Annotated in this window: 28 protein-coding genes and 1 pseudogene; 18 read left to right on the forward strand and 11 right to left on the reverse strand. The window is 61.3% G+C overall.

The window, feature by feature from the left end; all coding sequences use genetic code 11:
- Positions 1-100 (reverse strand): annotated as a pseudogene (locus BM317_RS31315) (IS110 family transposase); the annotation flags it as partial.
- A 378-nt stretch (positions 101-478) separates the two neighbouring features.
- On the opposite strand from BM317_RS31315, the gene BM317_RS27230 reads away from it, so the two are divergent.
- Together BM317_RS27230 and rarD are read left to right on the forward strand one after the other, a co-directional pair.
- Positions 479-1492 (forward strand): aldo/keto reductase, encoded by a 1014-nt coding sequence (locus BM317_RS27230; RefSeq protein ID WP_092172021.1) that lies wholly within the window; start codon positions 479-481, stop codon positions 1490-1492.
- A 174-nt stretch (positions 1493-1666) separates the two neighbouring features.
- Positions 1667-2551 (forward strand): EamA family transporter RarD, encoded by an 885-nt coding sequence (gene rarD, locus BM317_RS27235; RefSeq protein WP_092172024.1) that lies wholly within the window; start codon positions 1667-1669, stop codon positions 2549-2551.
- A 175-nt stretch (positions 2552-2726) separates the two neighbouring features.
- On the opposite strand, the gene hppD is transcribed toward rarD, so the two are convergent.
- Both hppD and BM317_RS27245 read right to left on the reverse strand, forming a co-directional pair.
- Positions 2727-3803, reverse strand: a complete 1077-nt coding sequence (hppD, locus tag BM317_RS27240) for a 4-hydroxyphenylpyruvate dioxygenase (protein ID WP_092476936.1) — start codon at positions 3801-3803, stop codon at positions 2727-2729.
- A 250-nt stretch (positions 3804-4053) separates the two neighbouring features.
- Positions 4054-4998, reverse strand: a complete 945-nt coding sequence (locus BM317_RS27245) for a DMT family transporter (protein WP_092172029.1) — start codon at positions 4996-4998, stop codon at positions 4054-4056.
- A gap of 240 nt (positions 4999-5238) precedes the next feature.
- On the opposite strand from BM317_RS27245, the gene BM317_RS27250 reads away from it, so the two are divergent.
- The 3 genes from BM317_RS27250 (at position 5239) to BM317_RS27260 (ending at position 8389) form a co-directional block, all read left to right on the forward strand.
- Positions 5239-6102, forward strand: coding sequence for a LysR family transcriptional regulator (locus tag BM317_RS27250; protein ID WP_092172032.1), 864 nt, complete (start codon positions 5239-5241; stop codon positions 6100-6102).
- 152 nt (positions 6103-6254) lie between these two features.
- A complete protein-coding gene (locus BM317_RS27255) occupies positions 6255-7799 on the forward strand; it encodes an EAL domain-containing protein (RefSeq protein ID WP_092476938.1) in 1545 nt (514 codons plus the stop codon).
- 224 nt (positions 7800-8023) lie between these two features.
- Positions 8024-8389, forward strand: coding sequence for a histone-like nucleoid-structuring protein, MvaT/MvaU family (locus tag BM317_RS27260; RefSeq protein ID WP_058544518.1), 366 nt, complete (start codon positions 8024-8026; stop codon positions 8387-8389).
- Between the two features lie 107 nt (positions 8390-8496).
- Here the strand turns inward: BM317_RS27260 and BM317_RS27265 are convergent, their stop codons facing one another.
- On the reverse strand, positions 8497-9033 hold the full coding sequence (locus tag BM317_RS27265; RefSeq protein WP_092172039.1) for a DUF4946 domain-containing protein: 537 nt from the start codon (positions 9031-9033) through the stop codon (positions 8497-8499).
- Positions 9034-9228: 195 nt separating this feature from the next.
- On the opposite strand from BM317_RS27265, the gene gloA reads away from it, so the two are divergent.
- Positions 9229-9750, forward strand: coding sequence for a lactoylglutathione lyase (gloA, locus tag BM317_RS27270; protein WP_060741672.1), 522 nt, complete (start codon positions 9229-9231; stop codon positions 9748-9750).
- A 176-nt stretch (positions 9751-9926) separates the two neighbouring features.
- Here the strand turns inward: gloA and ahpF are convergent, their stop codons facing one another.
- From ahpF to galU, 4 genes are all read right to left on the reverse strand, one after another.
- Positions 9927-11489, reverse strand: coding sequence for an alkyl hydroperoxide reductase subunit F (gene ahpF / locus BM317_RS27275; RefSeq protein WP_092476939.1), 1563 nt, complete (start codon positions 11487-11489; stop codon positions 9927-9929).
- A 124-nt stretch (positions 11490-11613) separates the two neighbouring features.
- A complete protein-coding gene (ahpC, locus tag BM317_RS27280) occupies positions 11614-12177 on the reverse strand; it encodes an alkyl hydroperoxide reductase subunit C (RefSeq protein ID WP_047227636.1) in 564 nt (187 codons plus the stop codon).
- Positions 12178-12424: 247 nt separating this feature from the next.
- Entirely contained in the window at positions 12425-13780 is a 1356-nt protein-coding gene (gorA, locus tag BM317_RS27285) for a glutathione-disulfide reductase (protein WP_092172044.1), read from the reverse strand.
- 380 nt (positions 13781-14160) lie between these two features.
- Positions 14161-15000, reverse strand: a complete 840-nt coding sequence (gene galU / locus BM317_RS27290) for a UTP--glucose-1-phosphate uridylyltransferase GalU (protein ID WP_003182953.1) — start codon at positions 14998-15000, stop codon at positions 14161-14163.
- A gap of 234 nt (positions 15001-15234) precedes the next feature.
- On the opposite strand from galU, the gene BM317_RS27295 reads away from it, so the two are divergent.
- Both BM317_RS27295 and BM317_RS27300 read left to right on the forward strand, forming a co-directional pair.
- Complete coding sequence (locus BM317_RS27295; RefSeq protein ID WP_060741669.1) at positions 15235-15447, forward strand: hypothetical protein; 213 nt, start codon at positions 15235-15237, stop codon at positions 15445-15447.
- A gap of 115 nt (positions 15448-15562) precedes the next feature.
- Positions 15563-15844: a hypothetical protein gene (locus BM317_RS27300; protein ID WP_053122949.1), complete on the forward strand. Its 282-nt coding sequence runs from the start codon at positions 15563-15565 to the stop codon at positions 15842-15844.
- Positions 15845-15874: 30 nt separating this feature from the next.
- Here the strand turns inward: BM317_RS27300 and BM317_RS27305 are convergent, their stop codons facing one another.
- Both BM317_RS27305 and BM317_RS27310 read right to left on the reverse strand, forming a co-directional pair.
- Positions 15875-16105 carry a hypothetical protein gene (locus tag BM317_RS27305; RefSeq protein ID WP_072411518.1) on the reverse strand — a complete coding sequence of 77 codons (231 nt, stop codon included), beginning with the start codon at positions 16103-16105 and terminating at the stop codon, positions 15875-15877.
- A 108-nt stretch (positions 16106-16213) separates the two neighbouring features.
- On the reverse strand, positions 16214-16564 hold the full coding sequence (locus tag BM317_RS27310; RefSeq protein WP_053122953.1) for a hypothetical protein: 351 nt from the start codon (positions 16562-16564) through the stop codon (positions 16214-16216).
- A 202-nt stretch (positions 16565-16766) separates the two neighbouring features.
- Here BM317_RS27310 and BM317_RS27315 point away from each other — a divergent pair, with 202 nt between their 5' ends.
- From BM317_RS27315 to ada, 5 genes are all read left to right on the forward strand, one after another.
- The gene (locus BM317_RS27315) at positions 16767-17069 is read left to right on the forward strand and encodes a DUF1883 domain-containing protein (protein ID WP_003182962.1); all 303 of its coding nucleotides are present in this window, start codon (positions 16767-16769) and stop codon (positions 17067-17069) included.
- Positions 17070-17097: 28 nt separating this feature from the next.
- On the forward strand, positions 17098-17268 hold the full coding sequence (locus BM317_RS30780; protein WP_092172049.1) for a hypothetical protein: 171 nt from the start codon (positions 17098-17100) through the stop codon (positions 17266-17268).
- Positions 17269-17527: 259 nt separating this feature from the next.
- Complete coding sequence (locus tag BM317_RS27325; protein ID WP_092476941.1) at positions 17528-18256, forward strand: 2OG-Fe(II) oxygenase; 729 nt, start codon at positions 17528-17530, stop codon at positions 18254-18256.
- The gene (gene alkB, locus BM317_RS27330) at positions 18243-18926 is read left to right on the forward strand and encodes a DNA oxidative demethylase AlkB (RefSeq protein ID WP_092476943.1); all 684 of its coding nucleotides are present in this window, start codon (positions 18243-18245) and stop codon (positions 18924-18926) included. The genes BM317_RS27325 and alkB overlap by 14 nt, the downstream gene beginning before the upstream one ends.
- A gap of 87 nt (positions 18927-19013) precedes the next feature.
- Positions 19014-20087, forward strand: a complete 1074-nt coding sequence (gene ada, locus BM317_RS27335; protein WP_092476944.1) for a bifunctional DNA-binding transcriptional regulator/O6-methylguanine-DNA methyltransferase Ada — start codon at positions 19014-19016, stop codon at positions 20085-20087.
- Here the strand turns inward: ada and BM317_RS27340 are convergent.
- Complete coding sequence (locus BM317_RS27340; RefSeq protein WP_060741664.1) at positions 20051-20539, reverse strand: GyrI-like domain-containing protein; 489 nt, start codon at positions 20537-20539, stop codon at positions 20051-20053. The genes ada and BM317_RS27340 overlap by 37 nt on opposite strands.
- Positions 20540-20688: 149 nt before the next feature.
- On the opposite strand from BM317_RS27340, the gene BM317_RS27345 reads away from it, so the two are divergent.
- From BM317_RS27345 to BM317_RS27370, 5 genes are all read left to right on the forward strand, one after another.
- Positions 20689-21762, forward strand: coding sequence for an NAD(P)H-dependent flavin oxidoreductase (locus BM317_RS27345; RefSeq protein WP_092172055.1), 1074 nt, complete (start codon positions 20689-20691; stop codon positions 21760-21762).
- A gap of 289 nt (positions 21763-22051) precedes the next feature.
- On the forward strand, positions 22052-22804 hold the full coding sequence (modA, locus tag BM317_RS27355; protein ID WP_092476948.1) for a molybdate ABC transporter substrate-binding protein: 753 nt from the start codon (positions 22052-22054) through the stop codon (positions 22802-22804).
- Complete coding sequence (gene modB / locus BM317_RS27360) at positions 22805-23485, forward strand: molybdate ABC transporter permease subunit (RefSeq protein WP_092167319.1); 681 nt, start codon at positions 22805-22807, stop codon at positions 23483-23485.
- 3 nt (positions 23486-23488) lie between these two features.
- On the forward strand, positions 23489-24568 hold the full coding sequence (modC, locus tag BM317_RS27365) for a molybdenum ABC transporter ATP-binding protein (protein WP_092476949.1): 1080 nt from the start codon (positions 23489-23491) through the stop codon (positions 24566-24568).
- Positions 24569-24758: 190 nt separating this feature from the next.
- Positions 24759-25796, forward strand: coding sequence for a DNA topoisomerase IB (locus BM317_RS27370; protein WP_092167315.1), 1038 nt, complete (start codon positions 24759-24761; stop codon positions 25794-25796).
- The last annotated feature ends 22 nt before the right edge of the window (positions 25797-25818 follow it).

Raw genomic sequence — 25818 nt, forward strand, 5'->3', positions numbered from 1 at the left:
TCGCTTCCAGTCGATCTGTTTCTGCGTGATAAATCACCAACTCATCTTTGGCGACATCAACACCCACGATCGGCTTTGCGACAGAAACCGGCATTGCCATTGAAAATCCTCCGGGCTAAGGTTTGAACACTTGAAGGGTTCACCCAGAGGCGCAGGCTTGTTCCTATCGTCGGTCTAGGCCAGATGCATTCTTTATCGGCGCTTGGGTGAAAGGAGGAGGGGTGAAATCTCCCACGGTCTGTACTGCGGCTAACAGTCAGAATCGAGCTTTGTCCCTCCTCCTCCCTTCAAGTCCTACCATACAAGCGAGCTTGCTCGCGATAACGCCGGATCAGTCGGCATTGATGTTGACTGTTCGACCGCTATCGCGAGCGAGCTCGCTCCCACAGTTGATTTGAGGGGTTTGAGAATTCTGTTTGATCCGTGCGGTGGTTCTGGGGTTTGATTGAGCCTTTCCCATGGATGAAAGGATCTTGTCATGAGCTACCGCACGCTAGGCCATTCCGGGTTGCAAGTCTCGACGTTGACCCTGGGCACGATGATGTTCGGCGAACAGACCAGCACCGAGGATTCGCTGCGGATCATCGACAAGGCCTGGGACCAGGGCATCAATTTCATCGACACCGCGGACGTCTACACCAACGGTCGCTCCGAGGAAATCGTCGGCGAGGCGATCGCCCGTCACCGCCATGAATGGGTGCTGGCCACCAAGGTCGGCTTCGGCCCGCCGGACGGCGTGCCCAACCGCAGCGGCCTGAGCCGCAAGCACCTGTTCAATGGCATCGAAGCCAGCCTGACGCGCCTGGGCACCGATTACCTGGACATCTACTACCTGCACCGCGAAGACCACAACACCCCGCTGCACGTCACCGTGTCGGCCATCGGCGACTTGATTCGCCAGGGCAAGATCCGCTATTGGGGCCTGTCGAACTACCGTGGCTGGCGCATCGCCGAGGTAATCCGGATCGCCGACAGCCTGGGCATCGACCGCCCAGTGATCAGCCAACCGCTGTACAACATCGTCAACCGCCAGGCGGAAACCGAGCAGATCACCGCCGCGCAGAATTACGGCCTCGGCGTGGTGCCGTTCAGCCCGCTGGCCCGCGGCGTGCTCAGCGGCAAGTACGCGCCGGATGTGGCACCAGACGCCAACAGCCGTGCCGGACGCCAGGACAAACGCATCCTGGAAACCGAATGGCGGGTCGAGTCCCTGCGCATTGCCCAGCAGATCCTGCAATACACCCAGGGCCGGGGCGTGGGCATCGTCGAGTTCGCCATCGCCTGGGTGCTGAACAACAGCGCCGTGACCTCGGCCATCGTCGGGCCGCGCACCGAGGAACAGTGGGATTCCTACATAAAGGCGCAGGCAGTGAAGATCAGCGCGGAAGATGAAGCCTTCATCGATTCACTGGTGACGCCGGGGCATGCGTCGACACCGGGGTTCAATGATGTGAGTCATTTCGTGCCGGGGCGAGTGCCGCGTACGTCATAAGATCGTTGAAGTGCACCCTCTGCGGCGAGGGGATTTATCCCCGCTGGGCTGCGAAGCAGCCCCCTGGGCCTGGCACCACGAAATCTCAGGTTTCACGAACGGGGGCTTCGCCCCCAGCGGGGATAAATCCCCTCGCCACAAAGGGTGCTAGTTGCTCCCCTCAAGAGAATAAAAGTGTCCAAAGGCATCGCTCTATCGGTCTCGGCCTCTGCGCTGTTCGCCGTCATGTACTACTACACCTCATTGCTCTCACCCCTGAGCGGCGTGGAGATCTTCGGTTGGCGCATGCTGCTGACGATGCCATGCATGACCGCCTTCCTGCTGGTGACGCGGGACTGGCACCTGGTCACGGCGCTGATCCAACGCCTGGTCGCCACACCAAGGCTATTGATCGCGGCAATCGTCTCTTCGGCCCTGATGGGCGCGCAGCTGTGGCTGTTCATGTGGGCGCCGCTCAATGGCTACAGCCTGGACGTGTCACTGGGGTACTTCCTGCTGCCGCTGTCGATGGTCCTGACCGGGCGCATCGTCTATGGCGAGCGCCTGTCCTACCTGCAGAAAGTCGCCGTGTTCTTCGCCACCCTTGGCGTGTTCAACGAGTTGTACCGGGTGGGTGGTTTTTCCTGGGCAACCTTGCTGGTGGTGATCGGCTACCCGATCTATTTCATCCTGCGCAAACGCATCAAGACCGACAACCTCGGCGGACTCTGGCTGGACATGACCCTGATGCTGCCCGTGGCGCTGTGGTTCGTGCAAAGCGGTGAACAGGGTTTCCACGTATTCGATCAATACCCGCGGCTGTCGCTGCTGATCCCGTTGCTCGGGGTGATCAGTGTCAGCGCGCTGGTGTCTTATATCGTCGCCAGCCGGCTGCTGCCGTTCAGCCTGTTCGGCTTGTTGAGTTACGTCGAGCCGGTCTTGCTGCTGGGCGTTGCGCTGCTGTTGGGCGAAAGCATCAAGGCCGGTGAATGGCTGACCTACATCCCCATCTGGATGGCCGTGGCGGTGTTGGTGTTCGAAGGCTTCAAGCACCTGGTGCGGCAGCGGCGCAGGGCTTGAGGCCAACATCAACCCCTGTGGGAGCGAGCTTGCTCGCGATGGCGTCGGATCAGCCAATATTGATGCAAGCCGACCCACCGCTATCGCGAGCAAGCTCGCTCCCACAGGGGGTTGCGTCGTTCAATAAAAAGCCCGCCTGGCAACACTGCCAGGCGGACTTTTTTGCACTCAGGTGTCACTCGGTCGCCAGCACACCACGACGCACCTGGTCGCGCTCGATGGACTCGAACAGCGCCTTGAAGTTGCCTTCGCCAAAGCCGTCGTCGCCCTTGCGCTGGATGAATTCGAAGAACACCGGCCCCATCAGGGTTTCCGAGAAGATCTGCAGCAGCAGGCGCTTATCACCCTGCTCGGAAGCACCATCGAGCAAAATGCCCCGCGATTGCAGTTCATCCACCGGTTCGCCGTGGTTCGGCAGGCGGCCTTCGAGCATTTCGTAGTAGGTGTCCGGCGGCGCGGTCATGAAGCGCATGCCGATGCTCTTCAAGTGGTCCCAGGTCTTGATCAGGTCATCTGTGAGGAAGGCCACGTGCTGGATGCCTTCGCCGTTGAACTGCATCAGGAACTCTTCGATTTGCCCTGCGCCTTTGGACGACTCTTCGTTCAACGGGATGCGGATCATGCCATCCGGGGCGGTCATGGCCTTGGAGGTCAGGCCGGTGTATTCGCCCTTGATGTCGAAGTAACGGATCTCGCGGAAGTTGAACAACTTCTCGTAGAAGCCGGCCCAGTAGGCCATGCGCCCGCGGTACACGTTGTGGGTCAGGTGATCGATGATTTTCAGGCCCGCGCCCATCGGGTTGCGGTCCACACCTTCGAGGAACACGAAATCGATGTCATAGATCGAGCTGCCTTCGCCAAAACGGTCGATCAGGTACAGCGGCGCACCGCCGATGCCCTTGATGGCCGGCAGGTTCAGCTCCATCGGGCCGGTCTCGATGTGGATCGGCTGGGCGCCGAGTTCCAGGGCGCGCTTGTAGGCCAGTTGCGAATCCTTGACCCGGAACGCCATGCCGCACACCGACGGGCCGTGCTCGGCGGCAAAGTACGAGGCCACGCTGTGGGGTTCGTTGTTGAGGATCAGGTTGATCGCGCCCTGGCGATACAGGTGCACATCCTTGGAACGGTGGGTGGCCACTTTGGTGAAGCCCATGATCTCGAAGATCGGCTCCAGGGTGTTGGGGGTCGGGGATGCGAATTCAATGAATTCGAAGCCCATCAGGCCCATGGGGTTTTCGTATAGATCTGCCATGTCGGCACCTCATCATTCTGGTCAATTAACAAAAAACGTTAGTTGCAGGCCATGCTGAGGACACGGGGCGGCGCGCAGGAAATGCCACGAACGCTGCGGGCGAGGAAATCGCCGTAGATCAGTTGAAACCCAAGTATCTTCATTGTCGACCCAAGGCTCTTGCGGGCGAGGCTTCTGCTGCCAGAAGACGTTATTCTTATATGCGTAAATCGATTCTACACAGCGTAACCGGATTTGTCCGCCTTCTGAATCAAATCGCCTTTTCCTCCGACCGCGCAAGGGGTTTGTTGCACAGGAAAATACCCACCAGGATCACGCCCCCGCCGACGCACATCAAGGCCGTAAGCCGTTCGTCCAGCAGCAGCGCCCCCAGCAGCACCGCCGTCAGCGGGTTGAGCGCGATGAATACGCCAGAGCGGGTCGCGCCGATCCGGCGAATGCCGTCATACCAGGCGATATAGGCCAGGGCCGAGCCCAGCACGCCGAGGTACAACAGGCTCAGCCATTGCTCCATATCCAGTGCACGCAGGGCGTCGAGCCGAACCTCGCCCGCCACCGCGCAGGTCAGCCACAACATCAGCGTGCCCAGCAGAATCGACCAGGTCACGGTCTGCAAGGGGCCGAGGCTGTCATTGAGTTTTTTCGAAAACAGCGAATAGATGCCCCAGCCCAGCACGCAGCCAAAAATCAACAGGTCGCCGATCCAGCCCTGCGTCGCGCCTTGTAGCAAGGACGGATCACGACTGACAATCACCAACCCCGCCCCGCCGATGCACAGCACGATGCCCGCCACTTTCAGGCGGCTGAGCCGCTCCTTGAACAACCACCAGGATGCCAGCCCGATCACCGCCGGGTTCAAGGCCACGATCAGCGAAGCCCGCGATGCATTGATGTACTGCAAACCATAGAAGAAGCACAGGTTGTAGAAAAAGATGCCGAAGAACCCCAGCGCCGCCAATTGCAGCCCCTGCTTCACAGTGGGCCTGGCCAGCGGGATCCCGGCCAGGGCGAGAAACGCCAGCAGCGCGAGACTCGCCAGCAGGAACCGCAGGCTGGCGGCAAACATCGGCGCCAGGGCATCGGCAAGGATCCGGCCGGCCACGAAGGTCCCGCCCCAGATCATGGTGACCATGGCGAGCTTCAGGTAGACCGGCAGGTCCGACGGGATCGGGACGGTTTGTTCGAGGGTTTTCATGGTGCACCGAAACCTGTAAGTGAAGTCACTCACAAAACCTGTGGCGAGGGGATTTATCCCCGCTGGGCTGCGCAGCGGCCCCAAACCTGACGACTCGGTGTGTCTGGAGTTCGAGGGGGCCGCTTCGCGCCCCAACGGGGATAAATCCCCTCGCCACAAAGTTCTGTATTGCTTTCTGATTCGAATCAGATGCCTCATCATCAGGCTCATGCTTTGTCATCGTAAAATGAGCGATCACTCATGACCCTCACTCAACTCGAAATCTTCTCCCTGGTCGCCGAGCTGCGGGGTTTCACCGCCGCGGCCACGCGCCTGGGCATTGGCCAGTCCGCGGTGTCCCACGCCATCAAATCCCTGGAACAAGAGTTGGGCGTGGAATTGCTCAGGCGCCATCAGTCGGTGGTGGAGCTCAGCGACATTGGCCAGCAGCTACTGCTGCGGGCCCGGGCCATGCTCGGGCTGGCCAACACCTTGCGTCAGGAAGCCGCCGATGCCCGGGGCATGCGCCGAGGCACCTTGCGTATCGGCTCGTTCGGGCCGACGTCATCGATGAAACTGCTACCCGGGATCCTGCGGCGCTATCGAGCCTTGCATCCCGGGATCGAAGTGCACATCGACGAAGGGCCCGACAGGCAGGTCATCCAATGGCTGGACGAACGGCGGATCGACGTCGGTTTCGTGGTGCTGCCCGAGGAGCGTTTCGATACGTTCGCGTTGCTGGAAGATCAGATGGTCGCCCTGCTGCCCGCCTCACATCCCCTCGCCGCCCAGGCCAGCCTGAGCCTCAAGGACCTGTGCAACGACCCCTTCGTGCACACCGAGGCCGGATCGTCGGAGCTGGTCACGCGCCTGTTCAATGCCGCCCGGCTGACACCGAACGTGCGTTTTCGTTGTACGCAGTTGCTCAGCACCCTGGATGTCGTCGGGCGTGGCGAGGCAGTGAGCGTGGTGTCCGAAGGGTCGTTGCCGGACGATGGAAATCCCGGTTACGTCGCCCGGCCCCTGTCGCCGCGGGTGCCGCGCCAGATCGGCCTGGCGGTATTGGACAGCCGCCAGGCCTCGCCCGCCACCCTGGCGTTCATCGAACTGGCCCGACAGTCATGAGCCTGTGCTAGGGGCAGAGCTTGCTCGCGATGGCGGTGGGTCAGCTTGCAACAATTACGGGCATGTTCACAGACAGGCAAGTCACCGACAGGCCATCTATCATGGTCGGCATCCAACGCTCCCCTCCTCCCCCTTTTCCTCAGGTTGTGCCGATGCCCTTGACCGCCACCCGCTCGCACACCCGTTCCCGTCGCTATCTGGTCACCCTGCTTTGCGGCCTGGTGCCGATCCTGTCGGGGCTGGCCATTTTGTACATGCAGGCCGAACGGACGCTGGCGCAACACACCCGGCAGACCGCCGAGGAGTCGGTCAGGCAGATCGAACTGATGCTCGACAACACCGTGTTGGCGGCCCGTGAACTATTGCCCCTGGCCGGCCAACCCTGCGAAGCGGTGGAGCTGGCCTTGCGCGAACAGGTGACGCGCCGGCCCTTTGTCCGCTCGACCAACCTGATCTGGGACAACAACCTCTATTGCAGCTCGCTGTTCGGGGCCTTCGAGGAACGCGTCAACCCGAACGACTATCACCAAGGCACGCTGTGGCTCCTGGACGGCAACCCGGTCACGCCGGACACCGCGTTGCTGATCTACCGGCTCAATGAGGGCCGGCAAGGCGCCTTGGCCACCCTTGACGGGTATCACCTGGCCAACGTCCTGCGCCTGATCGGTCGCCAGACCCGGCTGCGGCTGCAAGTCGGGCCGAATTGGCTGGCGGCGGACGGCAAGGTCCGGTCAGCGCCCTTGCCCGGGTCGCCTGTGGCCCAGACCGAACTGGGTTCAGCGCGCTACGCCTTCAATATAGAAGCCGGCTTCGACGAGGGTGAAACCTGGCGCTACATGGCCAGGGAATATCCGCCGCTGTTCAGCTTGCTGATCTTCTTCGGCGTTGTGGCCGGGACGCTCGGACACTGGCTGCAAAAGCGCGCCTCGTCTCCCAGCCGTGAATTGCAACGGGCGCTGGAAGCCGGCGAGTTCGAGCCCTACCTGCAACCGGTGGTGCACAGCGACAGCAAACGCTGGGCCGGCGTCGAGGTGCTGATGCGCTGGAACCATCCCAAGGAAGGCTTGGTCCGCCCGGATCTGTTCATTCCCTTCGCCGAACACAGTGGCGTGATCGTGCCAATGACCCGCGCGCTGATGCAGCAAACCATGCACCTGCTGGTGCCGCTTGCGCCTCGACTCGAAGCGCCGTTTCATGTCGGCATCAACATCACTGCCCGCCACTGCCGGGATCTGGCGCTGGTGGACGATTGTCGCGAGTTTCTCAATGCCTTCGCGCCGGGCGCGATGACCCTGGTGCTGGAGTTGACCGAGCGCGAGCTGATCGAACCGACACCCGTGACCCGCCAACTGTTCGACCAACTGAGGGATTTGGGTGTCAAGATCGCCCTCGACGATTTCGGCACCGGGCATTCCAGCCTGGCGTACTTGCGCCAGTTCAATGTGGACTTCCTGAAGATCGACCAGAGTTTCGTCGCGATGATCGGTGCCGACGCCCTGTCGCGCCACCTCCTCGATAGCATCATCGAACTGTCGGGCAAGTTGGACCTGGATATGGTTGCCGAGGGCGTCGAAACCGTCGAACAAAGCGACTACCTGAGCGCCCATGGGGTGAACTTTCTACAAGGCTATCTATTTGGCCGACCGATGAGCGGGCAGGCGTTCGTTGAGACCTTGACCGGCACTAATGGCAGTTAACTGCCGTCGATCTATTGACGATGTCCTGCCAATTGATAAAAGCGTTTGCTGTTGTTACATAACGAAAAAGTTACGATTTACACTTTCTGGATTAACTACTACAATTTTTCTACCTGTGCCACATAACAGGAGAGAGTCATTAACACCGAGTCGCTTCAAGGCGCTTGGCTTATAGCTTTGTTTGCGGTTGGTATCAGCCAAATATTTTGATTGGAGTAATCATTTTGTCCAGACTCGCTGAATTTCGTGCAGCCGAAAAGGCCCTTCAAGAACAGCTCAAGCAGCTGGAATCGCTGAAGAACGATGCCGGGCTCAAGAAGGAAATCGAATTCGAGGAAAAGCTCCAGGGACTGATGAAAACCTACGGCAAGAGCCTGCGCGACATCGTCGCGATCCTCGATCCGAACCCGTCCAAGGCGAGCCTGCAATCGACCAAGCCCACCAAGACACGCCGTGCGCGAGTGGTGAAGGTTTACCAGAACCCGCACACCGGCGAGTTGATCGAAACCAAGGGCGGCAATCACCGCGGCCTGAAAGCCTGGAAAGAACAGTACGGTGCAGCGACCGTCGATTCCTGGCTGCGTGGTTGACAGTGCTTGGCTGACAACCCCCAAGACACAAAAAAGCCCTGAACACTCAGGGCTTTTTATGGGCTGGACTTTAGGATTAAACCCATTGGCGTACTACGCTAAAGGTCTCATAGTTTCAAACTGTTTCGCACCAACTGTATTTCATCCTGGCTTTCAACAAACACCTGCGCCTGCCCTGCATAGGACAGCACATAAGCCTTGCCCTCATTTAGTGCCGCGACGAGTGCCTGAGACAATACATGTCGTCCGTTTTGCGTGATCGTGCAAGTGGTTTCCAATGCAGTTACGCCGCCCAACATGGAGGCATGGACCTTAGTGCATACACTTTGGTAACCACCTTGGAAAAAATCCTTCTGGATTGACTTGCGCATTTCCAGCAATACGCCTTGCAAGTTGACCTGATGATCGGGCTCGACGGGGGTGGTGGTCAGTTCCATGACCATCACGGCGTTGCCTGCCGGATCACTTTTGGTTGCCCGTTGGCGCAGGGTTCCGGGTGGTGCCGAGGCCGACGCGTCTGCCGGCAGCGGTTCGACAATCCAGCCCTGGGGCCACTGGATCTGCGGTTCGGCGGCCTGGACACCACCGACACCCGCAACACTGGCAAACAGCAGGACAAACAGCGAAAGGAACGGTCGAATCATTGCGAGGCCACTCAAGGACGAATCGTAAAGTCTGAAGCCCGGGGCAGCACCAGGCAATAGCCACGTGCGGTTTGGCGACACCGCGCCCCTTGCGTATCATGGGCGCGCCTGCAAGGAAGCCGTCTGACGCAAGCCCAGGAACCGTCGCGACCACGCTTGCGACGCCGTTTGCCCCACTTATTTTCCGGAGGGCCCATGAGCCTGCACGAACTCAATACTTTCCCTGGCGTTACCGCACAACCTGACGCCGCCACGGCCAGGTTCGTCTTCAACCACACCATGCTGCGGGTCAAGGACATCACCAAGTCCCTGGATTTCTACACCCGCGTGCTGGGTTTCTCGCTGGTGGAAAAACGCGACTTCCCGGAAGCCGAATTCAGCCTGTATTTCCTGGCGCTGGTGGACAAGAACCAGATCCCGGCGGACGCGGCGGCGCGCACCGAATGGATGAAATCGATCCCTGGCATCCTGGAACTGACCCACAACCACGGCACCGAAAACGACCCGGCGTTCGCCTACCATAACGGCAACACCGACCCACGGGGTTTCGGCCACATCTGCATCTCGGTACCGGACGTCGTCGCAGCCTGCGAGCGCTTCGAAGCACTGGGCTGCGACTTCCAGAAACGCCTGAGCGATGGCCGCATGAAAAGCCTGGCCTTCATCAAGGACCCGGATGGCTACTGGGTCGAAATCATCCAGCCCGCGCCGCTGTAAGCTCTACTGACGCCCATTGTGGGAGCGAGCTTGCTCGCGATGAGGGCAGCACATTCAGCATTGATGCAAGCTGATCCACCGCCATCGCGAGCAAGCTCGTTCCCACAGAATGATGGGCGATAAAAAACCCCATGAGCCAAGGCTCATGGGGTTTTGCTTTTGCTGCGATCGACCGCTCAGGCCGGCGCGGAAGTGCGGATCAGGTGGTCGAAGGCGCTCAGCGAAGCCTTGGCACCCTCGCCCACGGCGATCACGATCTGCTTGTACGGCACAGTGGTCACGTCACCGGCGGCGAACACGCCTGGGATCGAGGTTTCACCACGGGCATCGACGATAATCTCCCCCCTCGGCGACAGCTCGACGGTACCTTTGAGCCAATCGGTGTTGGGCAACAGCCCGATCTGCACGAAGATCCCTTCCAGCTCCACGTCCCGCACTTCACCGCTCGGACGGTCCTTGTAGCGCAAGCCATTGACCTTCTGACCGTCCCCCGTCACTTCGGTGGTCTGAGCGTTAGTCACCACTGTCACGTTCGGCAGGCTGTGCAGTTTGCGCTGCAACACCGCGTCGGCACGCAGTTGCACATCGAACTCCAGCAACGTGACGTGGGCCACGATACCCGCCAGGTCGATGGCTGCCTCAACGCCGGAGTTACCGCCGCCGATCACCGCCACGCGCTTGCCTTTGAACAGCGGGCCGTCGCAGTGCGGGCAATACGCCACGCCCTTGTTGCGATATTGCTGCTCGCCCGGCACGTTCATTTCGCGCCAGCGGGCGCCGGTCGCCAGGATCACGGTCTTGGCCTTGAGGCTCGCACCGCTGGCGAACTTGATTTCATGCAGGCTGCCGTCCTTGCCCGGCAGCAAGGCGTCGGCACGCTGAAGGTTCATGATGTCCACGTCGTACTGCTTGACGTGTTCTTCCAGGGCAACAGCCAGTTTCGGCCCTTCGGTTTCCTGGACCGAGATGAAGTTCTCGATGGCCATGGTGTCGAGCACCTGGCCGCCGAAACGTTCGGCCGCCACACCGGTGCGGATGCCTTTACGGGCCGCGTAGATCGCCGCCGAAGCGCCAGCCGGGCCGCCGCCGACCACCAGCACATCGAAGGCATCCTTGGCACTGATTTTCTCAGCCTGGCGTTCGATGCCGCCGGTGTCGATCTTGGCGAGAATCTCTTCCAGGCCCATGCGGCCCTGGCCGAAGTTCACGCCGTTCAGGTAAATGCTGGGCACGGCCATGATCTGGCGCTCATCGACTTCGGCCTGGAACAGCGCGCCGTCGATGGCGACGTGGCGAATGTTCGGGTTCAGCACCGCCATCAGGTTCAGCGCCTGGACCACGTCCGGGCAGTTCTGGCACGACAGCGAGAAATAAGTCTCGAAGTTGAACTCGCCTTCAAGGGCGCGGATCTGTTCGATGACCTCGACACTGGCCTTCGATGGGTGGCCGCCGACTTGCAACAGGGCCAACACCAGCGAAGTGAATTCGTGGCCCATGGGAATGCCGGCAAAACGCAGGCTGATATCGGCTCCCGGGCGGTTCAACGAGAACGACGGCTTGCGCCCATCGGTGCCGTTGTCGAGCAAGGTAATCTGGTGGGAAAGACTGGCAACTTCTTGGAGTAACGCGAGCATTTCCTGGGATTTCGCACCGTCGTCGAGGGAAGCGACGATCTCGATCGGCTGGGTGACCCGTTCCAGGTATGACTTCAACTGAGCTTTAAGATTGGCGTCCAACATACGGGCGATTTCCATTTTGTGAATTCAGAAAAAAACAACGCCCGAGCGAATCTCGCCCGGGCGTTTTTTGGGGCGAAGCGGCTTACTTGATTAAGAGCGGATCGCCCTCGGATGACTCATAGACTTAGATCTTGCCGACCAGGTCCAGGGACGGAGCCAGGGTGGCTTCGCCTTCTTTCCACTTGGCTGGGCAGACTTCGCCCGGGTGAGCGGCAACATACTGAGCGGCCTTGACCTTGCGCAGCAGCTCGGAAGCGTCGCGGCCTACACCACCGTCGTTGATCTCGACGATCTTGATCTGGCCTTCCGGGTTGATCACGAAAGTACCGCGGTCAGCCAGGCCGACTTCTTCGATCAGCACGTCGAAGTTGCGGGAGATGACGTGAGTCGGGTCACCGATCATGGTGTACTGGATCTTGCCGATGGCTGGCGAAGTGTTGTGCCAGGCGGCGTGGGCGAAGTGAGTGTCGGTGGAGACGCTGTAGATCTCGACGCCCAGTTTCTTGAATTCGGCGTAGTTGTCAGCCAAGTCTTCCAGCTCGGTTGGGCAAACGAAAGTGAAGTCGGCTGGGTAGAAGAACACGACAGACCATTTGCCTTTCAGGTCGGCATCCGACACTTGGACGAATTCGCCGTTTTTGAAGGCGGTAGCGTTGAACGGTTTAACTTGGCTGTTGATGATAGGCATCGATGTTTCTCCATCAGGGTTGAGAAGTTGATGGAGGGAATCTTAACCACTCATCCCCCGGCTGGCTCATTGGCAAACCTGATGTGAATGATTGGTTTTGGCTATCAGGAATCTATATAGATAGAAAAAATCTGTAGGCGCTGGTGGAGGCTGCGATCTTTCGTTTGGGACTCAAGTGTCTGGGGAAAGATCGCAGCCTCGTTTCACTCGTCAGCTCCTACGTTTCTACGCTACGGCTCGGGCCGCGTCAGGCGACGGGCGTACGCATTGTCACGAACTCTTCGGCGGCGGTCGGGTGCACGCCGATAGTCTCGTCGAAGTCGCGCTTGGTGGCACCGGCCTTGAGGGCGATGGCCAAGCCTTGGACGATTTCACCGGCATCCGGGCCGACCATGTGGCAACCCAGGACCTTGTCGGTCCGGGCATCCACCACCAGTTTCATCAGCGTGCGCTCCTGGCAGTCGGTCAAGCTCAGCTTCATCGGCCGGAAACGGCTTTCGAAAATCTCGACCTCATGCCCCTCTTCCTTGGCCTGCTCCTCGGTCAGGCCCACCGTGCCGATGTTCGGCAGGCTGAACACGGCGGTGGGGATCATCCGGTAATCCACCAGTCGATATTGCTCGGGCTTGAACAGACGCCGCGCCACCGCCATGCCTTCGGCCAGGGCAACGGGGGTGAGCTGGACACGACCGATCACGTCGCCAATGGCCAGGATCGACGGTTCGGTGGTCTCGTATTTTTCGTTGACCTTGACAAAACCCTTCTCGTCCACCGCGACGGTGGTGTTCTCCAGGCCGAGATTGTCGAGCATCGGCCGCCGGCCGGTGGCGTAGAACACACAATCAGTGATCAACGTTTTGCCATCCTTGAGCTCGACCCTCAGGCTGCCGTCGTCCAGTTTTTCGATGGACTTGATGTCAGCGTTGAATTGCAGGTCCAGGCCACGACGGGTCAGCTCTTCGGCCAGGTGCTTGCGCACCGCACCGTCGAAACCGCGCAGGAACAGTTCGCCGCGATACAGCAACGACGTCTGCGCCCCCATGCCGTGGAAGATCCCGGCGAACTCCACCGCAATGTAGCCACCGCCCACCACGATGACGCGCTTGGGCAGTTCCTTGAGAAAGAACGCCTCGTTGGAGCTGATGGCGTGCTCGCGCCCCGGAATGTCCGGGATCACCGGCCAGCCGCCGGTGGCGATCAGGATATGCCTGGCGGTGTGACGCTGGCCGTTGATCTCGACCTCATGGGGCCCGGTCAGCCTGGCGTGACCTTCGTGCAGCGTGACGCCGCTGTTGACCAGCAGGTTGCGGTAGATGCCGTTGAGGCGATTGATTTCCTGGTCCTTGTTGGCGATCAGCGTGGCCCAGTCGAAACTTGCCTCGCCCGCCGTCCAGCCGTAGGCCGACGCTTGCTCGAAGTCCTCGGCGTAATGCGCGCCGTAGACCAGCAGTTTTTTCGGCACGCAGCCCACGTTGACACAGGTCCCGCCCAGGTAACGGCTTTCCGCCACCGCCACCTTCGCCCCAAAACCGGCGGCGAAGCGCGCAGCCCGCACACCACCGGAACCGGCGCCAATCACATACAAGTCAAAATCGTAGGCCATTTTCTATCTCCTTCGGCAGGTCATCAGCATACCTGCTGTTTTCACCTGAGGCAGCGTTGCGGTTGGTTATGGGGGCGGAAAACGAAAAAGCCAGCCGGACTGCGCGACCGCTTTCTTGTGGCAGAGTGACGACCCAAGGCCTGCCTCACCCACTTGTGGCGAGGGGATTTATCCCCGCTGGACTGCGCAGCAGTCCTAAAGCCTGCAACTGCGGTGTATCAGGCTGATCGCATCCGGATGTTGGGGCTGCTGCGCAGCCCAGCGGGGATAAATCCCCTCGCCACAGGGTTCTGTGTGCCTATCGGGCTTGGACTGCCCGGTGGTTTTCCAAAAAAAAACGCCCCGAACCAGTCGGGGCGTTTTTCAAGGCGCGGCGGCTATCAGTAAGCCTTGCCGGTCTTGTAGAAGTTCTCGAAGCAGAAGTTGGTCGCGTCGATGTAGCCTTCGGCGCCACCGCAGTCGAAACGCTTGCCCTTGAACTTGTAGGCCATGACGCAGCCGTTCTGGGCCTGTTTCATCAGGGCGTCGGTGATCTGGATTTCGCCGCCCTTGCCTGGCTCGGTCTGTTCGATCAGGTCGAAGATGTCCGGGGTCAGGATGTAGCGACCGATGATCGCCAGGTTCGACGGTGCGTCTTCAGGCTTTGGTTTTTCAACCATGCTGTGAACACGGTAGATGTCGTCGCGGATCATTTCGCCGGCAATCACGCCGTACTTGTTGGTTTCCTGCGGATCGACTTCCTGGATCGCCACGATGGAGCAGCGGAACTGCTTGTACAACTTGACCATCTGGGTCAGGACGCCGTCGCCTTCGAGGTTGACGCACAGGTCGTCCGCCAGGACCACGGCGAACGGTTCGTCGCCGATCAGTGGGCGGCCGGTCAGGATCGCGTGGCCCAGGCCTTTCATTTCGGTCTGGCGGGTGTAGGAGAACGAGCACTCATCCAGCAGTTTGCGGATGCCGACCAGGTATTTTTCCTTGTCGGTGCCTTTGATCTGGTTTTCCAGCTCGTAGCTGATGTCGAAATGGTCTTCCAGCGCGCGTTTACCACGGCCAGTCACGATGGAGATTTCAGTCAGGCCCGCATCGAGGGCTTCTTCGACGCCGTACTGGATCAGTGGCTTGTTCACCACCGGCAGCATTTCTTTGGGCATGGCTTTAGTCGCTGGCAGGAAGCGAGTACCGTAACCGGCTGCTGGGAACAAGCATTTCTTGATCATATAAGTCCTTGAAAAGGCGGTGTGTACGAGTTTCGGCGCAGTCTAATCAGGCGACGGGCACCTTACAATGCCCGCACTGGCCAACCGGTGCCATCATAGAGAAATAAAAAACGGCGGATAGTTCAATCGCCTTTCGTTTCGATGGCGGCAGCGGTCCACTGTACGCCAGTGGGCGCTGTTTGCGAGCATTTGACGTATCATGGCGTCCTTGATCACGCCAATTGAGGCAGTTAGATGTCGGCAAGAAACGCAAACGGTTATTCGGTCAGCCAGGGCAAGGACGGCCAGTGGTGGATTATCAACTACCACGGCGAGCAGGTCGCCGGTCCCTTGCCCAGCAAGGCCATGGCAGTGGAAGTGGCTGCGGTATTCCAGGACGAACGCGCTGCCCCCGCGACGAAAGAGCGCGAAAGCGCCCCCGCACGCAGCCCCCGCCGCAAGAAATAACCAGACCGGCCTCCAGTAGATGCCACCCGGGCATCGAACGAGGCTGGTTTAGCTGTACCGCAATGGCCATTCGCTATAATCTCGCCGTTGCCCTTCCCTCCTCGATGACGATCTCATGAAGACACTTCTGGCGCTGTTTACAGTCCTGGCCCTGGCGGGCTGTGCCTCGGCCGAAAAAACCTATCTCGATAATGGCGAGCAGGGCTTGGCCATCGACTGCTCGGGCGAGGCCAATTCCTGGGCGACTTGCTATGAAAAGGCCGATGCGTCCTGTGCCGGCACCGGCTACCGGATCGTCGGCACCGACGGCACGCCCCAGGCCAAGGAAAGCGAGAAGACCCTGGGCGTCGACGTCGGCAACTTCAGCAGCCGCAGTGTCGTGGTGGTCTGTAAATAAGCGAGTGTCCAGTATTGGCGATACAGGACACTAGATGTGAATCTCGGCGGTCTTGATGCCCAGCCCGCGTATGGTCTCGATCAGGTCATCGAGTTGGCTGAAGGACTCGACTTCGTCCTGCTCATCCACCAGGAAAAAACTGCGCCCTGCGCTTTTCTTGAAGAACACGACCCATTCGCCCGGGTTCGCCGGGTTCTGAATCACGTGGGTGGCATAAATAAGGCCTTCTGCATGGCGCTCGCGCACCTGCTCGCGTTTCATCGACTGACTCCATGAATGACAATGCCGCCAACGTTGACCGTGGCGGCATTTTTTGTCGAGGGCGCCAGTCTATCCGATGGCCGCCCGCTCGTCAGGCGCTGACGGTGTTCAGCCGGAAATACAGGCGTTGGCCGCATCCTGCACGTCGCCCGGACGCACCGGCACGTTGGACATGCTTTCGTGCAGCTTGATGCTGCTGCCACTGGAACGCTCGTCGATGTCGAACACCGCCGCCGGCAGGGTCGACAATTTGCCGGGGACGATCAGCCGCACGCCGTTCTTGTGCGGCTCCATTTGCAGCGAGCCACGGCTGCTGGCCAGCTTGTCGGCAACACACTTGGCATATTCGTGTGGTTTCTTTCCGGAGATGACGCTCATGGTGGGAGGCGTCTGGTTGATGTCCGATACCGATGCACATCCACTCATGGCCAATGCCAACACCCACACGCTGCGCTTCATATGTTTCCTCCAATAAAGATCCTCCGACAGTGCTGACGCCGTTTTGCTCCGGTGCCGCACCGCTTTTTTTTCCCGCTACCTGCGATAAATGAACAAAGCCTGGAGCGCGGGCCGGATATTAACACTCGAGGCTGATAAACTGCGCCTCATTGCCCCTTGCTATCGTTTTGATTTTGTAGAAAAAGCCCTTCTGGAGGCGCCCATGAAATTCATTCACCAGCGCGAGCACCTGAACGAAGACGACATTGTCGTCATCGAATGCTCCCAAATGTGCAACATCCGTTTGATGAACGACGCCAACTTCCGCAGCTTCAAGAACGGTGGCCGGCACACCTATCACGGTGGCGCGTTCGACACTTTCCCGGCCAGGATCACGGCGCCGAGCACCGGTTTCTGGAACATCACCATCGACACCGTCAACCGCCGTGCAATCAGCGTCACGCGCAAGCCGACCCTGACCCACAAGATCAAAATCATCCGGCGGTCCAGCTCGAAACTGAGCTGAGCATCGCCCTTTCAAGAAAGGCAAAACCGTGGCCCAGACGACCAAATACGTCATCAAGTACAAGCTCAATGGCGAACGCCGCTTCGAATTCGCGCAGCTGGAAACCGGCACCGAGGAAGAAGCCCGGGCCGCGTTGCAAAAGCTGCATGGCGAAACCGACGATGTGATCAGCGACGTCAGTGTCAGTAAAGCGCTGTAACCACCTCGTCGGCGTTGATCGTTCCCACGCTCTGCGTGGTAATGCATCCCGTGACGCTCTGCGTCACCTTGCAGAAGCGGAACGCGGAGCGTCCCTGGCGGCATTCCCACGCGGAGCGTGAGGAACGATCTTCCACCGTCCCCGCGACCCGATCGTTCCCCTCCTCCGCGCCGAATGAAACATTGACCGCAAGTCCCGGAGTGCCCCGCAACGAAGCCCACGCCAGACTGACCAATCCTTCCCACTAAGGTTTGTGCTCATGTCCACTTCCCTGCAAGCCCCCTCGCTGATCCCGCCCATGGACGACCTTGACTGGTCTGCCGTGGAGGGCAGCCTCGAGCAGGACGGCAGCGCAGTCCTGCGCAACCTGCTCACCGCCAGGCAATGCCAGAGACTCAGCAGCTTGTATGCCCAGCCCGGGCTTTTTCGTTCGAGGGTGATCATGGCCCGCCATGGATTCGGGCGCGGCGAGTATCAGTATTTTCGTTACCCGCTGCCTGACCTCGTCCAGCAACTGCGTCAGTCGTTGTATCCGCTGCTGGTACCGCTGGCCAACCGCTGGAACGCGTGCATGGGCCTCGAGGTGCGCTATCCCGACCGGCATGCCGATTTCATCCAGCGCTGCCATGCCGCCGGGCAGCAACGCCCGACGCCATTGTTGCTGCAATACGGCCCCCAGGACTACAACTGCCTGCACCAGGATCTGTACGGCGAGCAGGTGTTCCCGCTGCAGGTCGCGATCCTGTTGTCGGAACCGGGCCAGGACTTTACCGGCGGCGAGTTTGTCCTCACTGAACAGCGCCCGCGCATGCAGTCGCGACCCCAGGTCATCGATCTGAAACAGGGCGACGCCGTGGTATTTGCCGTGCACCAGCGGCCGGTCGAAGGCGTTCGCGGTTACTATCGGGTGAACATGCGCCATGGCGTCAGCCGCGTGCACAGCGGCAGGCGGCACACCTTGGGAATCATTTTTCATGATGCGCAGTAGTAATGACACACCGATCACATTGGACCTGTTCGCCGACCAGGCGCCCACCACGTCCGGCCAGATCGAACAGATTGGCCAACAATCCTTCGTACTGCGTGGGTTCGCCTTGCCCTGGCTCGACCGTTTGCTGCCGACGTTGGAAAGCGTCCTGCAGGCTGCGCCGTTCCGGCAGATGGTCACGCCCGGCGGCTTTACCATGTCGGTGGCCTTGAGCAGTTGTGGCGCGCTGGGCTGGACCACCGACCGCAGCGGCTATCGCTACACCGCCCATGACCCGCAGACCGGCCACCCCTGGCCCGACATGCCGGCGGTGTTTCGCGAATTGGCCCAGGCCGCCGCCCGGCAGGCGCAGTTCGAGCATTTCGAACCCGACAGCTGCCTGATCAACCGCTACGTGCCCGGCGCGCGGATGTCGCTGCACCAGGACAAGGACGAACGCTCCCTCGCCGCGCCCATCGTCTCGATCTCCCTGGGCTTGCCAGCGGTGTTCCAGTTCGGCGGCTTCGAGCGCAGCGACAAGAGCCTGCGCATCCCGTTGCTCCATGGTGACATCGTGGTCTGGGGCGGCGTGGACCGGTTGCGTTACCACGGCGTGCTGCCGCTCAAGGAAGGACAACACCCGCGCCTGGGCACCCAGCGGATCAACCTGACGTTTCGCACCGCCGGATGAAAGTACAGAATTCAACCGCAAGACCCGGAGTGTCGTCACTTGGATGGCTCGCTACTGTAGGCAAAACGGGCCAATGGAATAACGACCATGAACAGCACTTCAAACAATCTTGCCCCTGAACTGGATCCCCGCTGGGCCGCCGTGCTCGCCCGGGATCCACGCGCCGATGGGCAATTCGTCTATGGCGTGAAAACCACCGGCATCTATTGCCACCCCAGCAGCCTGTCGCGCCTGCCCAACCCGCGCAACGTCGAATTCTTCGACACGCCGGAACAGGCCCAGGCCGCCGGCTACCGGCCCAGCAAGCGCGTGGCCCGGGACCAGACCCAGATCGCCGCCCAACAAGCGGCCCGCGTCGCGGCGGCCTGCCGGCAAATCGAGGCGGCCGAGCAACTGCCAGGCCTGAATGAACTGGCAGCAAGCGCCGGCTTGAGCCCCTTCCATTTTCATCGGGTCTTCAAGGCTGTCACCGGCCTGACGCCCAAGGGTTACGCCGCCGCCCATCGTTCACGCAAGGTGCGCGAACGCCTGGCCGATGGCGGCACGATCACCGAGGCGCTGTACGACGCCGGTTTCAACTCCAACAGCCGCTTCTATGAAGCCGCCGACAAAGTGTTGGGCATGAAGCCTACGGACTACCGCGCCGCCGGGCAGAACACCGACATCCGTTTCGCCGTCGGCCAATGCTCCCTCGGGGCGATCCTGGTGGCGCAAAGCGAGCGTGGCGTGTGCGCGATCCTGCTGGGAGACGACCCCGACGCGCTGGTGCGGGACCTGCAGGACAAATTCCGCCGGGCCAACCTCATTGGCGCCGACCGCGAGTTCGAGCAATTGATCGCCCAGGTGGTGGGCTTCATCGAAGCACCGGCCCTAGGCTTGGACCTGCCCCTGGACCTGCGCGGCACCGCCTTCCAGGAGCGGGTCTGGCAAGCCTTGCGGGACATTCCCGCAGGCAGCACCGCCAGCTATGCCGAGATCGCCCAGCGCATCGGCATGCCCAAGGCCGTGCGCGCCGTGGCCCAGGCCTGCGGCGCCAACAGCCTGGCGGTGGCGATCCCTTGCCACCGGGTGGTGCGCAGCGACGGCAACCTGTCGGGCTATCGCTGGGGCGTGGAGCGCAAGCGTCAGTTGCTGGCGCTGGAGCGCTCGGCCGGGGACTGAACGCCGATGTAGATCGCCACCGAGTCGGGGCTGCCGTAGACCTCGAAATCGGTGGTGAAGCGGCGCAGCGTCTGTGGGTTATCGGCGAAGTAGGCCCAGATCAGGCCCCAGGTCTGGACTACGCAATCGGGCATCGGCCCTTTGGCCGAAAACACCAGGTAATCCCCGCCCTCGATGTCCACGGCGGGGTAGCCTGCGCTGGTCGCATCCACCTGCACCCCGGCCGTCACGTCGAAGTGGCCGGTGGCGTCGGACTCGTAATTGGAATACACCCCGTAGACGAACGACTCCGACTGCCTGGCCGGGATCGTGTCGAACAGCCCTTCGGTGAAGAACCGCTGCCACATCGGGCCGATCCTGGCCGTGTCGGGCTGCTGCTCGTCGGTGTTGCGGGTACGCACCTGCAAACCGGCCACGGTGAAGGGTTCGACGGTCTTGAGTTTCACGTCCATGGGTCAGGCTCCTTGATAACTGAAGCCCGCATGGTAACCCTCCCGCCGTCGGGATCAAGTTGCGGCGCACGATTGAAAAACTCGACTGGCCCTCGCCGACCCACACCTGCTAAAAACGCTGTTTCCTTCTGCCGTCGGAGATCCCGCCCATGAGCCAGTGGCCAGACACTCGCATTCTTGACCTGCTCGGTATCGAGCTGCCCATCATTCAGGGGCCGCTGGCCGGGGTGACCGGGCCGGCCATGGTGGTCGCGACCTGCAATGCCGGCGGGCTGGGTTCGATGCCGGCGGCGATGCTCGATGTCGAACAACTGCGCCAGGCGCTGACGACCATCGGCGAGCAAACCGACAAGCCGTTCAACGTGAATTTTTTCTGTCACCAGCCCCCGGCCTTCGACGAACAGCGGGCCGAAACCTGGAAGCAACGGCTCAAGCCGTACTATCAGGAACTGGGCGTCGACTTCGACGCACCGACCCCGGTGTCCAACCGCACCCCCTTCGATGATGCCGCCTGCCGGGTGTTGGAGGAGATGCGTCCCAAGGTGGTCAGTTTCCACTTTGGCCTGCCGGAAAAATCCTTGCTGGACCGGGTAAAGGCCACCGGGGCGAAAATTCTTTCGTCGGCCACCACCGTCGAGGAAGCCATCTGGCTCGAACAGCACGGTTGCGACGCGATCATCGCCATGGGCTATGAGGCCGGGGGGCATCGCGGGATGTTCCTCAGCGACGACCTCAACACCCAGGTCGGTCTGTTTGCCTTGCTGCCGCAGGTAGTGGATGCGGTGAAGGTACCGGTGATCGCCACCGGCGGCATTGGCGATGCCCGCGGAATTGTCGCGGCATTCGCCCTGGGCGCCTCGGCGGTGCAACTGGGCAGCGCCTACCTGTTCACCCCCGAAGCGAAAATCAGCGCGTCCCATCATCGGGCGTTGCGCACGGCCAAGGAAAGCCAGACCGCCGTCACCAACCTGTTCACCGGGCGCCCGGCCCGGGGCATCGTCAACCGGGTGATGCGCGAAGTGGGGCCGATGAGCCCGCTCGCGCCGGCATTCCCCTTGGCGGGCGGCGCGTTGATGCCGTTGCGCGCCAAGGGCGAAGCGGACTTCAGCAACCTCTGGGCCGGCCAGGCGTTTCCCCTGGGCCGCGAGCTGTCGAGCGCCGAACTGACCCGGCGGTTGGCTGAAGAGGCGTTGGCCCGATTCGACAACTGGGGGCGGTCCTGACAGTCGTCATCGCCTGTCAGGCCGCCATCGCGAGCAAGCTCGCTCCCACAGAGATAGGGGCAACCGGCAAATCTGGACACACCACCGGACCTGTGGGAGCAAGCTTGAACCACAGGGTTGCGAGGTGAACATAAATCTCGCAATCACCTCCGCCCCCTGTGGGAGCGAGCTTGCTCGCGATGGGGCCAGCCCTCGCCCACTTGTTGCCCAGGCAAAATGTCACGTTCCGTTTGTCGGCCATTCGCTATATATTTCTGTATATAGCGAACCTGCCCTCGGAGCCTCACCTATGCACCTCACCCGCTTCGCGCCGTTGCTGTTGATCCCGTTCCTGAGTATTGGCACCGTCCAGGCCGCCGAGGTGCAGGTGGCGGTCGCCGCCAATTTCACCGCACCGATCCAGGCCATTGCCGCCGATTTCGAAAAAGACACCGGGCATAAACTGGTAGCGGCGTACGGTGCCACCGGGCAGTTCTACACGCAGATCAAGAACGGCGCGCCCTTCGAGGTTTTCCTCGCCGCCGACGACACCACCCCGGCCAGGCTGGAAAGCGAAGGCGACACCGTCAAGGGCTCGCGCTTCACCTACGCGGTCGGCACCCTGGCGCTGTGGTCGGCCAAGGACGGTTATGTCGACAACCAGGGCCAGGTCCTCAAGCGCAACGATTTCCAACACCTGTCCATCGCCAACCCGAAAACCGCACCCTATGGCTTGGCCGCGACCCAGGTGCTGGACAAGCTGGGCTTGACCGAGCAGGTCAAAAGCAAGCTCGTCGAAGGCCAGAACATCACCCAGGCCTACCAGTTCGTCTCCACCGGTAACGCTGAATTGGGCTTCGTCGCCTTGTCCCAGGTGTACAAGGACGGCAAAGTGACGAGCGGCTCGGCGTGGATCGTCCCGGCTGAACTGCATGACCCGATCAAACAAGACGCGGTGATCCTCACCAAGGGCCGGGACAACCCCGCCGCCGTAGCCCTGGTGGATTACCTCAAGGGCCCGAAAGCCGCCGCCATCATCCAAGCCTACGGTTACCAACGCTAAATGCCCCTGACCAGCGCCGACTACGCCGCCATCTGGCTGACCCTGAAACTGGCGTCCTTGACCACGGTGATCCTGCTGCTCATCGGCACGCCCATCGCGCTGTGGCTATCACGCACGCGCTCCTGGTTGCGCGGGCCGGTGGGGGCGGTGGTGGCGTTGCCGTTGGTGCTGCCGCCCACGGTGATTGGCTTTTACCTGCTGCTGGCATTGGGGCCGAACGGCTGGATCGGCCAACTCACCCAAGCCCTCGGGCTGGGCACCCTCACCTTCAGCTTTACCGGGCTGGTGATCGGCTCGGTGATCTATTCCATGCCGTTTGTGGTGCAACCGTTGCAAAACGCCTTCGCTGCCATCGGCAGTCGTCCCCTGGAAGTTGCCGCCACGCTGCGAGCCGGGCCCTGGGATACGTTTTTCAGCGTCATCCTGCCCCTGGCCCGTCCCGGTTTCATCACCGCGGCGATTCTGGGTTTCGCCCACACCGTCGGCGAATTCGGCGTGGTGCTGATGATCGGCGGCAACATCCCGGAGAAAACCCGGGTGGTGTCGGTGCAGATCTACGACCATGTCGAAGCCCTGGAATATGCCCAGGCCCACTGGCTGGCGGCGGCGATGCTGGTGTTTTCTTTCCTGGTACTGCTGGTGCTGTACTCCAGCCGCCGAACCCGTGCCGGTTGGAGCTGATCGATGATCAACGCGCGCTTGCAACTCGACCACGGGGCTTTTTCCCTGGACCTGGATGTGCAACTGCCGGGCCGTGGCGTGACGGCCCTGTATGGGCCTTCCGGCTCCGGCAAGACCACCTGCCTGCGCTGCATTGCCGGGTTGGAGCGGCCGGCCCGGGGCTTTATCGAGGTCAACGGCCAAGTGTGGCAGGACAGCGCGCACGGCGTGTTCGTGCCGCCCCACAAGCGGCCGGTGGGGTATGTGTTCCAGGAGGCGAGCCTGTTCGCCCATCTGTCGGTGCGGGCCAACCTGGCGTTCGGCCTCAAGCGCATCGCGCCGGCGCAACGGCGGGTGGACATGGACCAGGCCACCGATCTGCTGGGTATCGGGCACTTGCTCGATCGCCAACCGCACAACCTCTCCGGCGGCGAGCGCCAACGGGTGGGCATCGCCCGAGCCTTGCTCACCAGCCCGCGGCTGCTGCTGATGGATGAGCCGCTGGCGGCCCTGGATACCCGGCGCAAAAACGAAATCCTGCCTTATCTGCAACGACTCCACGATGAGCTGGACATCCCGGTGCTGTATGTCAGCCATTCCCAGGACGAAGTGGCGCGCCTGGCCGATCACATCGTGCTGCTCGACGCTGGCCGCGCGCAGGCCAGCGGCCCCCTCGGCGAAACCCTGGCCCGGCTCGACCTGCCATTGGCCCTGGGGGATGACGCCGGGGTGGTGATCGAAGGCAAGGTCAGCGGCTATGACCCGGCGTACCAATTGCTGACCCTGAACCTGCCCGACAGTCAACTGAACGTACGCGTGGCCCACACGTCCCTGGCCCTCGGCCAGCCGCTGCGCTTCAAGGTCCAGGCCCGGGACGTCAGCCTCAGCCTGGCGAACGATGCCCAGACCAGCATCCTCAATCGCCTGCCGGTCACCGTGGTCGGCGAACAGGCCGCCGACAACGCCGCCCATGTGCTGGTCCGCCTGGAGGCCGCCGGCACGCCGCTGCTGGCACGCATCACCCGCTATTCCCGCGACCAGTTGAAACTGCAGCCGGGGCTGGTGTTATGGGCGCAGATCAAGGCGGTGGCAGTGTTGGCGTAGTTCCCTTGTGGGAGCGAGCTTGCTCGCGATGACGGCGACACATCCAACATTGATGCAAGCTGATTCACCGCTATCGCGAGCAAGCTCGCTCCCACAAGGGTTGCGGGCAGCCGCAGAATCTTGGCACGACCGCAACGGGCTGCGGTCAATCGATCACAGGCCACCGGATTCGCTGCCAAGGACTTTCTTCATGCCCGACACCCTGCCGCCGGATGCACTGCCGGCCGACCTGCATTACGTCGACGACACCGCCCCCGGCATCACCCGCAAGAAATTGCGTGGCAAGTTCTGTTATTTCGACCCGCAGGGCCAGCGCATCACCGACGCGGCCGAGATCCAGCGTATCAATGCCCTGGCGGTGCCGCCGGCCTATACCGATGTCTGGATCTGCACCGACCCCCGAGGTCATCTCCAGGCCACCGGGCGCGATGCCCGCGGGCGCAAGCAGTACCGCTACCACGCGCGCTGGCGTGAGGTGCGCGATGCGGACAAGTATTCGCGGATGCTGGAATTCGGACGTGCCCTGCCGCGCTTGCGCAAACGCCTGGAGGACATCCTGGCCAAACCCGGGTTCAGCCGCGACAAGGTCATGGCCACCGTTATCACCCTGCTCGACCTCACCCTGATCCGAGTGGGCAACACCCAATACGCTCGCGACAATCGCTCCTATGGCTTGACGACCCTGCGCAACAAGCATGTCGAAGTCAACGGCAGCGCTATCGCCTTCCAGTTCCGCGGCAAAAGCGGCATCGAGCACCAGATCACCGTGAAGGACCGGCGCCTGGCGCGGATCATCAAGCGCTGCCAGGAGATCCCCGGACAAAACCTCTTCCAGTACCTGGACGAGAACGGTGAGCGTCACTCCGTCAGTTCTTCGGATGTCAACGCCTACCTCAAGTCCCTCACCGGTGCCGATTTCACTGCCAAGGATTACCGTACCTGGGCCGGCAGCGCCGCGGCGCTGGCCGGGCTGCGGATGCTGTCCTGGGAAACCGAGAGCGAGGCGAAAAAACATGTCGTCGAGATGGTCAGGCAGGTTGCCCGGCAACTGGGCAACACGCCGACCGTCTGTCGCAAGTGCTACATTCATCCTGCGGTGGTGGAGGCTTTTTTGCTCGGTGCCCTGAGGCAATTACCCAAGCCCCGCCTGCGCAAAGGCCTCAGCGAAGAGGACGCCGCACTGGCGATATTTTTGCAGCGCATGGCCGAAGCGGCCCAAGCGTGCTGAACAGGAAAGGGACGTGGATGGG

The sequence above is a fragment of the Pseudomonas sp. NFACC24-1 genome, from assembly GCF_900115235.1.
Lineage (GTDB): Bacteria > Pseudomonadota > Gammaproteobacteria > Pseudomonadales > Pseudomonadaceae > Aquipseudomonas > Aquipseudomonas fluorescens_AA.